Source organism: Pseudomonas sp. R4-35-07 (assembly GCF_003852235.1).
Classification (GTDB): Bacteria; Pseudomonadota; Gammaproteobacteria; order Pseudomonadales; family Pseudomonadaceae; genus Aquipseudomonas.
Map to the genome: position 1 here is coordinate 4,532,566 of NZ_CP027732.1, position 14,431 is coordinate 4,546,996.

Annotated in this window: 14 protein-coding genes; 13 read left to right on the forward strand and 1 reads right to left on the reverse strand. The window is 61.9% G+C overall.

Annotated features, from left to right (window positions below; translation table 11 throughout):
• Positions 1-43: 43 nt before the first annotated feature.
• The 7 genes from C4J89_RS20690 (at position 44) to C4J89_RS20720 (ending at position 5,632) form a co-directional block, all read left to right on the forward strand.
• Positions 44-640 carry a septation protein A gene (locus tag C4J89_RS20690; RefSeq protein WP_124415455.1) on the forward strand — a complete coding sequence of 199 codons (597 nt, stop codon included), beginning with the start codon at positions 44-46 and terminating at the stop codon, positions 638-640.
• A gap of 1 nt (position 641) precedes the next feature.
• Positions 642-941 (forward strand): YciI family protein, encoded by a 300-nt coding sequence (locus tag C4J89_RS20695; protein ID WP_124364150.1) that lies wholly within the window; start codon positions 642-644, stop codon positions 939-941.
• Between the two features lie 106 nt (positions 942-1,047).
• Entirely contained in the window at positions 1,048-1,455 is a 408-nt protein-coding gene (locus C4J89_RS20700) for a translation initiation factor 2 (protein WP_124364151.1), read from the forward strand.
• Positions 1,456-1,462: 7 nt separating this feature from the next.
• Positions 1,463-2,140, forward strand: coding sequence for a response regulator transcription factor (locus tag C4J89_RS20705; protein WP_124405115.1), 678 nt, complete (start codon positions 1,463-1,465; stop codon positions 2,138-2,140).
• Positions 2,141-2,369: 229 nt separating this feature from the next.
• A complete protein-coding gene (locus C4J89_RS20710) occupies positions 2,370-2,831 on the forward strand; it encodes an LTXXQ domain protein (protein ID WP_124415456.1) in 462 nt (153 codons plus the stop codon).
• Between the two features lie 67 nt (positions 2,832-2,898).
• A complete protein-coding gene (locus C4J89_RS20715) occupies positions 2,899-4,242 on the forward strand; it encodes a HAMP domain-containing sensor histidine kinase (RefSeq protein WP_124415457.1) in 1,344 nt (447 codons plus the stop codon).
• A 40-nt stretch (positions 4,243-4,282) separates the two neighbouring features.
• Positions 4,283-5,632 carry a CoA transferase gene (locus C4J89_RS20720; protein ID WP_124415458.1) on the forward strand — a complete coding sequence of 450 codons (1,350 nt, stop codon included), beginning with the start codon at positions 4,283-4,285 and terminating at the stop codon, positions 5,630-5,632.
• Between the two features lie 91 nt (positions 5,633-5,723).
• Here the strand turns inward: C4J89_RS20720 and arcD (C4J89_RS20725) are convergent, their stop codons facing one another.
• Positions 5,724-7,151: an arginine-ornithine antiporter gene (gene arcD, locus C4J89_RS20725; protein WP_124415459.1), complete on the reverse strand. Its 1,428-nt coding sequence runs from the start codon at positions 7,149-7,151 to the stop codon at positions 5,724-5,726.
• Between the two features lie 401 nt (positions 7,152-7,552).
• Between arcD (C4J89_RS20725) and arcD (C4J89_RS20730) the strand changes: the two genes are divergently transcribed.
• The 6 genes from arcD (C4J89_RS20730) (at position 7,553) to C4J89_RS20755 (ending at position 14,422) form a co-directional block, all read left to right on the forward strand.
• A complete protein-coding gene (gene arcD / locus C4J89_RS20730; protein ID WP_124364157.1) occupies positions 7,553-8,980 on the forward strand; it encodes an arginine-ornithine antiporter in 1,428 nt (475 codons plus the stop codon).
• A 25-nt stretch (positions 8,981-9,005) separates the two neighbouring features.
• Complete coding sequence (arcA, locus tag C4J89_RS20735; RefSeq protein ID WP_124415460.1) at positions 9,006-10,262, forward strand: arginine deiminase; 1,257 nt, start codon at positions 9,006-9,008, stop codon at positions 10,260-10,262.
• A gap of 12 nt (positions 10,263-10,274) precedes the next feature.
• Entirely contained in the window at positions 10,275-11,285 is a 1,011-nt protein-coding gene (locus C4J89_RS20740) for an ornithine carbamoyltransferase (protein ID WP_124364159.1), read from the forward strand.
• A gap of 129 nt (positions 11,286-11,414) precedes the next feature.
• Entirely contained in the window at positions 11,415-12,344 is a 930-nt protein-coding gene (arcC, locus tag C4J89_RS20745) for a carbamate kinase (protein ID WP_124415461.1), read from the forward strand.
• An 18-nt stretch (positions 12,345-12,362) separates the two neighbouring features.
• Entirely contained in the window at positions 12,363-12,725 is a 363-nt protein-coding gene (locus C4J89_RS20750) for a DUF5064 family protein (protein ID WP_124368149.1), read from the forward strand.
• 188 nt (positions 12,726-12,913) lie between these two features.
• On the forward strand, positions 12,914-14,422 hold the full coding sequence (locus tag C4J89_RS20755) for a sigma-54-dependent transcriptional regulator (protein WP_124364162.1): 1,509 nt from the start codon (positions 12,914-12,916) through the stop codon (positions 14,420-14,422).
• Positions 14,423-14,431 lie beyond the last annotated feature (9 nt).

Sequence of the window (14,431 nt, forward strand, 5' to 3'; positions counted from 1 at the left end):
ATGTTTGTTATTATGCCGCCACATCCAGCTTCTGGCTCTTACTGTGAAACAATTCATCGACTTCATCCCGCTGTTGCTGTTTTTCATCGTTACCAAACTCGACCCCAGGGTCATCGACATCGCCGGTCACGAGCTCTCGTTCGGCGGCATCTACAGCGCCACCGCCGTGCTGATCATCAGCTCCATCGTGGTGTACGGCGCCATCTTCATCTCCCAGCGCAAGCTGGAAAAAAGCCAATGGCTGACCCTCATCGCCTGCCTGGTGTTCGGCGGCCTGACCCTGGCCTTCCACAGCGAAACCTTCCTCAAATGGAAAGCCCCGGTGGTCAACTGGCTGTTCGCCCTGGTGTTCATCGGCAGCCACTTCATTGGTGATCGCCTGCTGATCAAGCGGATCATGGGCCACGCGCTGACCCTGCCGGACCCGATCTGGGTGCGCCTGAACGTGGCCTGGATCGTGTTTTTCATCTTCTGCGGTGCCGCCAACCTGTTCGTGGCCTTCACCTTTCAGGAATACTGGGTCGACTTCAAGGTGTTCGGCAGTCTGGCCATGACCCTGCTGTTCCTGGTCGGCCAAGGTATCTACCTGTCGCGTCACCTGCATGACTCTGCCGCCACCACGCCGAAAACCGAGGACTGACATGCTCTACGCCATCATTGCCACCGATGTTGCCAACTCGCTGGAAAAACGCCTGAGCGTGCGCCCGGCCCACGTCGAGCGCCTCAAGCAGCTGCAAACCGAAGGCCGCATCGTACTGGCCGGCCCGCACCCGGCCACCGACAGTAACGAGCCGGGCGAAGCGGGTTTCACTGGCAGCCTGATCGTTGCCGAGTTCGCCTCCCTGGCCGATGCCCAGGCGTGGGCCAAGGCTGATCCTTATGTGGCGGCGGGCGTCTACGCCGATGTCGTGATCAAGCCGTTCAAGCAAGTCCTGCCGTGACCCCGGTGGCGCCGAACCCAAACGGTTCGGCGCCAACCCGCTGGCTCATCATTCCCGGTAACCTGCCGACAACGTTCTGAATATCCGTGTGGAATCAGGAGTTCCGATGCGCTTACGTCAGTTGTGTCTGTTGGCAGTGTTTACGATCGGGGCGACGGCCCACGCTGAAGAGACCTCGAGCAGCGGCAGCTCCACGCCGCTGTCCTTGAGTGCCGGCAGCCAGATCACCGAATTGCAGCAACGCTTGAAAGAAAGCGAAGGGCTACGCGAAGCGCTGAGCAAGCAACTGCAAAGCACGCAGGCTACCCGCGAAAGCGCGCAACTGAGTCGTTTGCGCCAGGAGAACCAACGCCTGGCCCAGCAACTCAAAGAGACACAAGGCGGTGCCTTGACCCGATGGCTGACCGAGCAGCAGCAATGGTTTGTCACCGGCGCGGGCGTCGCCCTGATCGCCTTGCTGTGCGGCATCTTTGCCAGCGGTGGGCACCGTCGTCGTCGACAATGGCTAAATTGAGTGAGTCATGAGCGAGCTGTTACTGATAGATGATGACCAGGAGCTCTGTGAGCTGCTGACCAGTTGGCTGAGCCAGGAAGGTTTCCAGGTACGCGCCTGCCACGACGGCTCCAGTGCCCGCAGGGCCTTGGCCGAAACTGCCCCGGCGGCGGTGGTGCTCGACGTGATGCTGCCCGATGGCAGCGGCCTGGAGTTGCTCAAGCAATTGCGCAACGACCACCCGGAATTGCCGGTGCTGATGCTCTCGGCCCGGGGCGAACCCCTGGACCGCATCCTCGGCCTGGAGCTGGGCGCCGACGATTACCTGGCCAAGCCTTGCGATCCGCGCGAACTCACCGCTCGCTTGCGTGCCGTGCTGCGCCGCAGTCATCCGGCAGCCGTGTCGACCCAACTGGAACTGGGAGACTTGTGCTTCAGCCCGGTGCGCGGCGTGGTCAGCATCGACGCACAGGAATTTACCCTGACCGTCTCCGAAAGCCGCCTGCTCGAAGCCTTGCTGCGCCAGCCCGGCGAACCGCTGGATAAACAGGAGCTGGCGCAAATCGCCCTCGGCCGCAAGTTGACCCTGTACGATCGCAGCCTGGACATGCACGTCAGCAACCTGCGCAAGAAAATCGGCCCACACCCGGACGGCCGGCCGCGGATCGTGGCGCTGCGCAGCCGTGGTTACTACTACGCGCCTTGAGCGATCGTTCCCATGCTCCGCGTGGGAATGCCGCCTGGACGCTCCGCGTCCCGCCTTGCGCTTGGGTGACGCGCAGCGTCACGGGATGCATTCCCACGCAGAGCGTGGGAACGATCAGGGCCGCCGCCTCACCCTTACCAAACCTTTACCCTCCCCTGACCGCCGCTGACCTTGTCCTGGGTAATCTACTCACATCCGGACTCACCGGAATAGAGACAGGAGAATCCCCATGCGCAAGACCCTTATCGCTTTGATGTTCGCCGCTGCACTGCCTACCGTCGCAATGGCCGCCATGCCGGAAGGTCCAGGCCCGATGGGCGGCCCGGAAGGCCATATGATGGGTGGCCCAGGCCACGGTGAACATGGCCCGCGTGGTAAAGGTGGCCCGTTCGCCCAGTTGGATTTGAGCAAGGAACAACGCGAGCAGATTCGCAAGCTGATGGGTGACCAGTGGCACGCTCGCAAAGACCTGACCCAAAAGTACCTGGCCAAACTGCCAGCCGCTGACCAGAAAGCCATGCAGGACGAGATCGCCGCCGGCAAGCAGAAAACCCAGGCCGACATCCGCGCCGTGCTCAAACCCGACCAGCAGAAAAAGTTCGACGAGATCGTCAAGCAGCAAGAGCAGCGTCGTGCCGAATGGAAAGAATTCCAGGCCTGGAAAGCGCAACAACCGCAAAAAGCGCAATAATGCCCTCGCGTTAATGCTCCCAGCCCAGTGGCCCCGCCACTGGGCTTTTCCTATTTGAGGGTTTCCCGTGCGTTCATTGTTCTGGCGCATCCTGGCGAGTTTCTGGCTGGCCATCGCCCTGGTTGCCGGATTGTCGATCCTGCTTGGGCATATGCTGAACCAGGACGCCTGGATTCTCAGCCGTCACCCCGGCCTCAACAACCTGGCGCAAGAGTGGACGCAACTCTACGAAGCCCAAGGCGAAGACGCTGCCCAGGAGTTGCTGCAGCAACGCAAGCGCCAGTATCACATTGACGTGCAAGTGCTGAACGAAGGCGGCGAGCCGGTGGTACGCGGCACGTTCCCACGCCGCGCCGCCGCCTTCGAAGCCCGGCAGAATGACAGCCAGGACGGCCATCTGCCCTGGCGGCGCCTGACCGCCGAGTACACCAGCGAAAAAACCGGCGACACCTACCTGCTGATTTACCGCATCCCGCACCCGGAACTCGACGCCTGGCACCGCAGCAGCCTGTTGTGGCCGTTCAGCGCCCTGGCCATTGCCTTGGTGGTGCTGACCCTGTTCAGCCTGTTGGTGACTTTGTCCATCACCCGTCCGCTGAGCCGACTGCGCGGCGCGGTGCATGACCTGGGCCAAGCCACGTACCAGCAGAACAGCCTGGCGCAATTGGCCAACCGCCGCGATGAATTCGGCGTGCTGGCCACCGATTTCAACCGCATGGGCGCACGCCTGCAAAGCCTGATCGCCAGCCAGCGCCAACTGCTGCGCGACGTCTCCCACGAACTGCGTTCGCCCCTGGCCCGCTTGCGTATCGCCCTGGCCCTGGCCGAGCGCGCCAGCCCCGAAGAACGGGAAAAACTGTGGCCGCGCCTGACCCGCGAGTGTGACCGCCTGGAAGCCCTGATCAGCGAGATCCTGGTACTGGCCCGGGTGGATGCCGACAACGCCAGCGCCGAAGAGGTCGACCTCAACCTGTTGCTCCAGACGCTGCAAAAGGACGCCCAGCTCAGCGCGCCCGAGCAAGCCGTGCAACTGAGCACTGAACCCGATCTGCGCCTCAAAGGCTGGCCGACCATGATCGAACGCGCCGTGGATAACCTGCTGCGCAATGCCCAGCGTTTCAACCCGGCCGGCCAGCCCATCGAGCTGCAGGCACAGCAGCGCGGCGAGCGCATTTTGATCAGTGTGCGCGACCATGGCCCCGGCGTTGAAGCCGAGCACCTGAGTCAACTGGGCGAGCCGTTCTACCGCGCCCCGGGCCAGACAGCGCAAGGTCACGGCCTGGGCCTGGCGATCGCCCGTCGCGCCGCCGAACGCCATGGCGGCAACCTGATCCTGGCCAATCATGCCGACGGCGGCTTTGTCGCCAGTATCGAACTGCCGTTGGTGCCGGGGGTTGTCACACCGGCCTGACGATCTTCTATAGTGGCCCTTCTCTCACGGAGGGCCTTAGATGACTGACCTGCTGACACCCATCCGAGCGGCACTCGATCTACCGCACACCCCGCTGCCTCTGAACGAGCCCGGCGCCCTGCCCTCGGCCTTCGCCGTGACTGACCTGGCCGCCGCCAGCATCGGCGCCGCCGGCCAGGCCGTCGCCGAGCTTATCCGGCAACAGACCGCACGCTTGCCCAGCGTCAGCGTGGACCGCCGCCTCGCCTCATTCTGGTTTGCCTCATCGATTCGCCCGCTGGGTTGGCAGGTGCCCCCGCTGTGGGACCCGATAGCCGGTGACTACGCCAGCACCGACGGCTGGATTCGCTTGCACACCAATGCGCCCCATCACCGCGCAGCGGCCGAACGGGTGCTGGGCAAGGTTACTGAGCGTGCGCAAATGGCGCGTCACGTCGCCAAATGGAACGCCGCCGAACTGGAACAGGCGATTGTCGACGCGGGCGGTTGCGCGGCGCAGATGCGTTCGTGGCACGCCTGGCAAAGTCACCCTCAAGGCTTGGCAGTGAATGCCGAGCCACTGGTACAGCGTCAGGCCTGCGAAACCAGTCGTGACACACCTTGGCTCGGCACAGCGGCCCGCCCACTGGCCGGCATCAAGGTACTGGACTTGACCCGCGTATTGGCCGGCCCCGTTGCCAGTCGTTTTCTCGCGGGTTTGGGTGCGGATGTATTGCGCATCGACTCGCCGACCTGGGACGAGCCAGGCGTGGTGCCGGAAATGACCCTGGGCAAGCGCTGCGCGCGGCTGGATCTGAAAAGCGCCGAAGGCCGACAGGTCTTCGAAGCGTTGCTCAAGGACGCCGATATAGTGTTCCACGGTTACCGCGCCGATGCGTTAGAGCAGTTGGGCTATTCGGCCGACACCCTGCAACGCATCGCGCCGGGCCTTATCGACGTCAGCCTCAACGCCTATGGCTGGAGTGGCCCGTGGCGTAACCGCCGCGGCTTCGACAGCCTGGTGCAGATGAGCAGCGGCATTGCCGATGCGGGCATGGCCTGGAAGCACGCGGATAAACCGCTGCCGTTGCCGGTGCAGGCGCTGGATCACGCCACCGGGTACCTGATGGCCGCCAGTGCGATCCGGGCCTTGACCGAGCGCCTGGCCTGCGGCCGGGGTGAGTCGGCGCGCTTGTCATTGGCACGCACGGCGAAACTGCTGGTGGAGGCAGGGCAAGTGCCGGAGCAACCGCCGCTGCGGGCCGAAGATACGCGTGATCAAGGCCTGGTGGTTGAGCAGACTGCCTGGGGCCAGGCGCATCGCTTGTTGGCGCCGCTGAGCATCAGCGGCGCGCCACTGCAGTGGGATTTGCCCGCCGGAGAGCTGGGGGCGCATCGGCCTCAGTGGTGACTTGAAGCCGCCATCGGGGGCAAGCCCCCTCCCACATTTGAACTGTGAATGCATTCAAAGTGTGGGAGGGGGCTTGCCCCCGATTAGGCCCTCACAACGACAACACCCCGCTATACAGCCCATAGGCCGCCAAGCCGGCCCCTGCAACCACGCAGCCGAAAATGCCTTTTTCCACAACGGTGAACAACGGCTGGCCCTGTTCGCGCTTGGCCTGGGCGAACAGGATCACCCCGGGCGCATACAACAGCGCCGACAGCAGCAGGTATTTCAGGCCGCCTGCATACAGCAGCCATACGGCGTAAACCAGGGCAATCAGGCCCACCAGCAAGTCCTTCAGGCGTCGACGCGGGGCGCCTTCGTAGGTTTCGCCACGCCCGCTCAACAGCACCGCATAGGCCGCCGACCACAGGTAGGGCACCAGAATCATCGACGAGGCGAGGTAAATCAGGGTGGTGTAGGTGCTGGCGGAAAACAGCGTGATCACCAGGAACGCCTGGATCATCAGGTTGGTCAGCCACAGGGCGTTGACTGGCACCTGGTTGGCGTTTTCCTTCTTCAGGAATGCCGGCATGGTCTTGTCCTGGGCGGTGGCGTAGAGGATTTCCGCACACAGCAACGCCCAGGACAACAGCGCGCCCAGCAGCGACACCGCCAGGCCGAGGCTGATCAATATCGCCCCCCAGCGCCCGACGATATGCTCCAGCACCCCGGCCAGGGAGGGGTTTTGCAATTGCGCCAGTTCCGGCTGGCTCATGATCCCCAGAGACAGCACATTCACCAGCACCAGCAGCGCGAGTACGCCGAGAAAACCGATCACGGTGGCCCGGCCCACGTCCGCGCGCTTCTCGGCCCGCGCCGAGTAAACGCTGGCACCTTCGATGCCGATAAACACAAACACCGTGACCAGCATCATGTGGCGCACCTGGTCCGTCACACTGCCCATTTGCGGGTTGCCCAGGCCCCAGATATCGCGGCTGAAGATATCCGCCTTGAACGCCACGGCGGCAATCACGATAAACATCAGCAGCGGCACGATCTTCGCCACGGTGGTCACCAGGTTGATGAACGCCGCTTCCTTGATCCCGCGCATCACCAGAAAATGCACAGCCCACAGCAACAGCGACGCACAGCCGATGGCCAGCGGCGTGTTGCCCTCGCCAAACGCCGGAAAAAAGTAGCCAAGGGTGCTGAACAGCAGCACGAAGTAACCCACATTGCCCATCCACGCACTGATCCAGTAACCCCAGGCGGAGGAAAACCCCATGTAATCGCCAAACCCGGCCTTGGCGTAGGCATACACGCCGGAGTCCAGTTCCGGCTTGCGGTTGGCCAGGGTCTGGAACACGAAGGCCAAGGTCAGCATGCCAACCGCCGTGATTCCCCAGCCGATCAGCACCGCGCCCGCACCAGCGCGTGCGGCCATGTTTTGGGGCAGGGAAAAAATCCCACCGCCAATCATCGAACCCACCACCAGGGCGATCAGGGCACTGAGCCGAAGTTTCTGTGCGGGGTGGGACATGACGATTCCTCGAATTAAATTTTTCAGCTGACAGCTGCGCATTCAACTAATTCAGTTTAATGAACATAGCCTTCATAACATAAGGGCATGTAATAACAGGAAGTTTAGGCGTATTTAGAATTTAAATAAGTGCAGCATAAACCACTCGTCAAACCTTACTCAAAAAGTTTGCACATTGGTAAATACCAACTAGCGTCATACATCCATGCACCACCAAATGATTAATCAGGAGGGAGGAAGCGCTCTACAAAGCGCCTCTTCGGGCTTCTCATCGCCCGCGAACCTTCACCTCCAAGTCATTAATTCATAATGAAATGTGCCGATGATGTGATCTAAGTCAGCTATTTGATCAGCCCACGGAATTATTCTGTGATCTCTCTCTCCTGCATTGGAGTCACACAATGTCTGATTCACCCGGAAAACTTAGGCTTGGCGCGTTGGTGGCGCTGGTCGTGGGCTCGATGATTGGCGGCGGGATCTTCTCACTGCCGCAAAACATGGCCGCCAGTGCCGATGTGGGCGCGGTGTTGATTGGCTGGGTGATTACCGCCGTCGGCATGCTGACCCTCGCGTTCGTGTTCCAGACCCTCGCCAACCGCAAGCCGGACCTCGACGGCGGTGTCTACGCCTACGCCAAGGCCGGTTTCGGCGACTACATGGGTTTCTCGTCGGCCTGGGGTTACTGGATCAGTGCCTGGCTGGGCAACGTCGGTTATTTCGTGCTGCTGTTCAGCACCCTCGGCTATTTTTTCCCGATCTTTGGCGAAGGCAACACCCCGGCCGCTGTGATTGGCGCCTCGGTGTTGCTGTGGGCCGTGCATTTTCTGGTGCTACGCGGAATCAAGGAGGCGGCGTTCATCAACCTGGTGACCACCGTCGCCAAAGTAGTGCCACTGGTGCTGTTCGTCTTGATCGCGCTGTTCGCGTTCAAGCTGGACATCTTCACCGCTGACATCTGGGGCGTGAAAAATCCGGACCTGGGCAGCGTGATGAACCAGGTGCGCAACATGATGCTGGTCACCGTGTGGGTGTTCATCGGCATCGAAGGCGCGAGCATCTTTTCGTCCCGGGCGGAGAAACGCTCCGATGTGGGCAAGGCCACGGTGATTGGCTTTATCACCGTGCTGTTGTTCCTGATGCTGGTGAACGTGCTGTCCCTGGGGATCATGACCCAGCCGGAACTGGCCAAGCTGCAGAACCCGTCGATGGCCGCCGTGCTGGAGCATGTGGTGGGTCACTGGGGCGCGGTGCTGATCAGCGTCGGCTTGATCATTTCGCTGCTGGGGGCACTGCTGTCGTGGGTGTTGCTGTGCGCGGAGATCATGTTCGCCGCCGCCAAGGACCACACCATGCCGGCTTTCCTGCGCAAGGAAAACGCCAACCACGTGCCGGTCAACGCCCTGTGGCTGACCAACGCAATGGTGCAAGTGTTCCTGGTGATCACGCTGTTTTCCGCCAGCACCTACCTGTCGCTGATCTACCTCGCCACCTCGATGATTCTGGTGCCGTACCTATGGTCGGCGGCGTATGCGCTGTTGCTGGCGGTGCGCGGCGAGACTTACGAAAACGCCCTCAAAGAACGCAAGAAAGACCTGTTCATCGGCGCCGTCGCCCTGATCTACGCGATCTGGCTGCTCTACGCCGGCGGCACTAAATACCTGCTGCTGTCCGCCCTGCTCTACGCCCCCGGCGCGATCCTGTTCGCCAAGGCCAAGCGTGAACTGGGCAAACCGATATTCACCAACGTCGAGAAGCTGATTTTCGCCGCAGTGATCGTTGGCGCCCTGGTGGCTGCCTATGGCCTCTACGACGGCTTCCTGACGCTGTAATTGCATGTCCACTGGAGGATCTGAAATGACCACGGAAAAAGTGAAGTACGGCGTTCATTCCGAAGCCGGCAAACTGCGCAAAGTCATGGTGTGCTCCCCAGGCTTGGCCCACCAGCGGCTGACCCCCAACAACTGCGACGAGCTGCTGTTCGATGATGTGCTGTGGGTCGCCCAGGCCAAGCGCGACCATTTCGACTTCGTGACCAAGATGCGCGAGCGGGACATTGATGTGCTGGAAATGCACAACCTGCTGACCGACATCGTCGCTATCCCCGAAGCGCTGGACTGGATTCTGCAGCGCAAGATCACCGCCAATACCGTCGGCCTGGGCCTGGTTGACGAAGTCGGTTCCTGGCTGCGCAGCCTGGAGCCGCGCAAGATCACCGAGTTCCTGATCGGCGGCGTCTCGGCCGATGACTTGCCGAGCAGCTTCGGCGGCCGGACCATCGAGATGTTCCGCGACTTCCTCGGCCACGCCAGTTTCATCCTGCCGCCGCTGCCCAATACCCAGTTCACCCGCGACACTACCTGCTGGATCTACGGCGGCGTGACGCTCAACCCGATGTACTGGCCGGCGCGACGCCAGGAAACCCTGCTGGCCAGCGCCATCTACAAATTCCACCCCGAGTTCACCAACGCCGACTTCCAGATCTGGTACGGCGACCCCGACCAGGACCATGGCGCCGCCACACTGGAAGGCGGCGACGTGATGCCGATTGGCAACGGCGTGGTTTTGATTGGCATGGGCGAGCGCTCGTCGCACCAGGCCATCGGCCAACTGGCGCGCAACCTGTTCAAGAACAATGCCGTGGAACGCGTGATCGTGGCCGGCCTGCCCAAGTCCCGCGCGGCAATGCACCTGGACACGGTGTTCAGTTTCTGCGACCGCGATCTGGTCACCATCTTCCCCGAAGTGGTCAACCAGATCGTGCCCTTCACCCTGCGCCCGGACGACAGCAAACCCCACGGTATCGATATCCAACGGGAGACTACCAATTTCCTCGACACCGTTGCCGCAGCGCTCAACCTCAAGGCGCTGCGCGTGGTCGAGACCGGCGGCAACAGCTTCGCCGCCGAACGCGAACAATGGGATGACGGCAACAACGTGGTGGCCGTGGAACCGGGCGTGGTGATCGGCTACGACCGCAACACCTACACCAATACCTTGCTGCGCAAGGCCGGGGTGGAAGTCATCACCATCAGCGCCGGTGAACTCGGTCGGGGCCGTGGCGGCGGCCACTGCATGACCTGCCCGATCATCCGCGACCCTATCGACTATTAAGGAGACTCCATCATGGCTTTCAATATGCGCAACCGCAGCCTGCTATCGCTGATGCACCACACCACCCGCGAACTGCATTACCTGCTGGACCTGTCCCGCGACCTCAAGCGCGCCAAATACACCGGCACCGAGCGTCCGCACCTCAAAGGCAAGAACATCGCGCTGATCTTCGAAAAGACCTCGACCCGCACCCGCTGCGCGTTCGAAGTGGCGGCCCACGACCAGGGCGCGCACGTCACCTACATCGACCCGGTGTCGTCGCAGATCGGCCACAAGGAAAGCATGAAGGACACCGCCCGCGTGCTTGGGCGCATGTTCGACGCCATTGAGTACCGGGGCTTTGAACAGGAAATCGTCGAAGAGCTGGCCAAGTTCGCCGGCGTGCCGGTGTTCAACGGCCTCACCGCCGAATTCCACCCGACGCAAATGATCGCCGACACCCTGACCATGCGCGAACACAGCGACAAGCCGCTGCATGACATCAGCTACGCCTACCTGGGCGATGCCCGCTATAACATGGGCAACTCGCTGCTGATGATCGGCGCCAAGCTGGGCATGGACGTACGCATCGGCGCGCCGAAAGCCCTGTGGCCCCATGACGACTTCATCAAACAGTGCCAGGCGTTCGCGCAAGAAAGCGGCGCACGCATCACCATCACCGAAGACCCGGCCGAGGCGGTCAAGGGCGTGGATTTCATTCACACCGATATCTGGGTGTCGATGGGCGAGCCAGTGGAAGCGTGGGACGAGCGTATCGAGCAACTGCTGCCGTACCAGGTCAACAGCAAGATGATGAAAGCCTCGGGCAACCCGCGCGTGAAGTTCATGCACTGCCTGCCGGCGTTTCATAACAGCGAAACCAAGGTCGGCAAAGACATCGCCGCGCGCTATCCGCACCTGGCCGGTGGCGTGGAAGTCACCGAGGAAGTCTTTGAGTCGCCGGCCAACATTGCCTTCGAGCAGGCGGAGAACCGCATGCATACCATCAAGGCGATCCTAGTGTCGGCGTTGGCGGATATCTAACTGATCGTTCCCACGCTCTGCGTGGGAATGCCTCACTGGACGCTCTGCGTCCGCTTTTGTGGCGCAGAGCGCCACTGGCTGCATTCCCACGCAGAGCGTGGGAACGATCATTTCAGAAGGATTTGCATTATGCGCATCGTCGTAGCCTTGGGCGGCAACGCCCTCCTGCGCCGTGGTGAACCCATGACCGCAGACAACCAACGCGCCAATATCCGCATCGCCACCGAACAGATTGCCAAGATCCACCCCGGCAACGAGCTGGTGATCGCCCACGGCAACGGCCCGCAGGTCGGCCTGCTGTCGTTGCAGGCCGCGGCCTACACCAGCGTTTCGCCGTACCCGCTGGACGTACTCGGGGCCGAGACCGAAGGCATGATCGGCTACATCATCGAACAGGAACTGGGCAACCTGCTGGATTTCGAAGTGCCCTTCGCCACCCTGCTCACACAAGTGGAAGTCGACGTCAACGACCCAGCGTTCCAGAACCCGACCAAGCCAATCGGCCCGGTGTACGCCAAGGCCGAAGCGGAAAAACTTGCTGCCGAAAAAGGCTGGGCCATCGCCCCCGACGGCGACAAATACCGTCGCGTGGTTGCCAGCCCGCGCCCGAAACGCATCTTCGAAATCCGCCCGATCAAATGGCTGTTGGAGAAGAAAGCCATTGTGATCTGCGCTGGCGGCGGCGGTATCCCCACGATGTATGGCGAAGACGGCAAGCTCAAAGGCATTGAAGCGGTGATCGATAAAGACCTCTGCTCATCGCTGCTGGCCGCGCAACTGGACGCCGATTTGCTGGTGATCGCCACCGACGTCAACGCGGCATTCATTGACTTCGGCAAGCCCACCCAGAAGGCCATCGGCCAGGCTCACCCCGACGCCATGGAACAACTCGGCTTCGCCGCCGGTTCCATGGGCCCCAAGGTGCAAGCGGCCTGCGAGTTCGCCCGCCAGACTGGCAAAACCGCGGTGATCGGTTCACTCTCGGACATCGAAGCCATCGTCCAGGGCAGCGCCGGCACACGCATCAGCACGGCAACCGCTGGCATCAGCTATCTGTGAAGTAGAGGAGATTTGCCTATGGCTACCTTTGAACCGGGACACTTGCACGTCGAGCGTCACGCGCTGAACAAAGACGACTACAGCTACAACCTGTGCATCGACTATGAAGTCAGCCAGGACCCCAAGGAAGGCAAGGGCATGTTGTTCAAACTGCACGGTTCGGTGCAGGGCAAGGACCTCAAGGAGGAGTTTTTCCTGCCCAAGGACCAGGCCTTCGACTTTGCGCGGCATGCGATGAATATCGCGCAGAAATACGGCATGCCGAAAACGGCCGTGTTGAATGGCTCGATGCACAAGCAGTACGACTTGATGTTCGAAGATGTGCGGCACCAGCTGGATGTGAAATCGGGCGACCCGATCAAGCCTGAGCACCTGGCATAGCCAGGGTGTATTGACACAACACTGTTCAAAAATGTGGGAGGGGGCTTGCTCCCGATAGCGGTGGATCAGCTGATAAATCTTTGGCTGACACACCGCTATCGGGGGCAAGCCCCCTCCCACATTTTTGATCTCCATCACCTGTCAGGCATACTTGCCGTCTCTCGCACGCCAGAACCCAACACCATTCCATGCGTATCCACGTCAGCTTCATCGATCGCGTCGGCATCACCCAGGAAGTCCTGGCCTTGCTCGGTGGGCGCAATCTCAACCTGGATGCGGTGGAAATGGTGCCGCCCAACGTCTATATCGACGCGCCGACCTTGAGCGCCGAGGTGCTCGAGGAACTGCGCGATGCGTTGTTCAGCGTGCAGGGCGTGCAGGCGGTGACCGTGGTCGACATCCTCCCCGGCCAACGCCGCCACCTGCAACTCGACGCGCTGTTGGCGGCCATGACCGACCCGGTACTGGCCCTGGACAGCGCGGGCAAGATCCTGCTGGCCAACCCGGCGCTGATCGCTCTTTACGGGCGCGAACCGGCCGGGGAAAGCATCGCCGAGCTGTTCAACGATCCAGGGCTACTCAACACCTTGCTGGAGCACGGCTTCCGCCTGCCGCTACGCGAGATCAGCGTGAACGGCCAGACCCTGCTGCTGGACGCCACACCGATCACCGATGCCGGCGCCCTGCTCACCCTCTACCCGCCCAACCGCATCGGCGAGCAATTGTCGGCGCTGCACCACGACCATGCCGAAGGATTCGACGCGCTGTTGGGCGAATCCCCGGCGATCCGCACCTTGAAGGCGCGTGCGCAGCGCGTGGCCGCGCTGGATGCGCCGCTGTTGATCCAGGGTGAAACGGGCACCGGCAAAGAGTTGGTGGCACGCGCCTGTCATGCGATCAGCGCACGTCACAGCGCACCCTTTCTGGCCTTGAACTGCGCCGCACTGCCGGAAAATCTCGCCGAAAGTGAATTGTTCGGCTACGCCCCCGGTGCCTTTACCGGCGCACAACGGGGTGGCAAGCCGGGGCTGATGGAGCTGGCCAACCAAGGCACGGTGTTCCTCGACGAGATCGGCGAAATGTCGCCGTACCTGCAGGCCAAGTTGCTGCGCTTTTTAAACGACGGCAGCTTTCGCCGGGTGGGCGGCGACCGCGAAGTGAAGGTTAATGTGCGCATTCTCAGCGCCACCCACCGCAACCTGGAAAAAATGGTCAGCGAAGGCACCTTTCGCGAAGACCTGTTCTACCGTCTCAACGTGCTCAACGTTGAAGTGCCGCCGTTGCGCGAGCGCGGCCAGGACATCCTGCTGCTGGCCCGCTACTTCATGCAGCAGGCCTGCGCGCAGATCCAGCGACCGGTGTGTCGCCTGGCGCCCGGCACCTATCCGGCGCTGCTGGGCAACCGTTGGCCGGGCAATGTGCGCCAGCTGCAGAACGTGATCTTCCGCGCCGCCGCCATTTGCGAAAGCAGCCTGGTGGACATCGGCGACCTGGACATCGCCGGCACCTCGGTGGCCCGCCAGAGCGACGGTGAAATCGACAGCCTCGAACAGGCCGTCGAGGATTTCGAACGCAGCCTGCTGGAGAAACTCTACGTCAGCTATCCCTCCACGCGGCAGTTGGCCAGCCGCTTGCAGACCTCCCATACCGCCATCGCCCATCGCTTGCGCAAGTACGGCATTCCCGGCAAACCCTGAACCCACCCT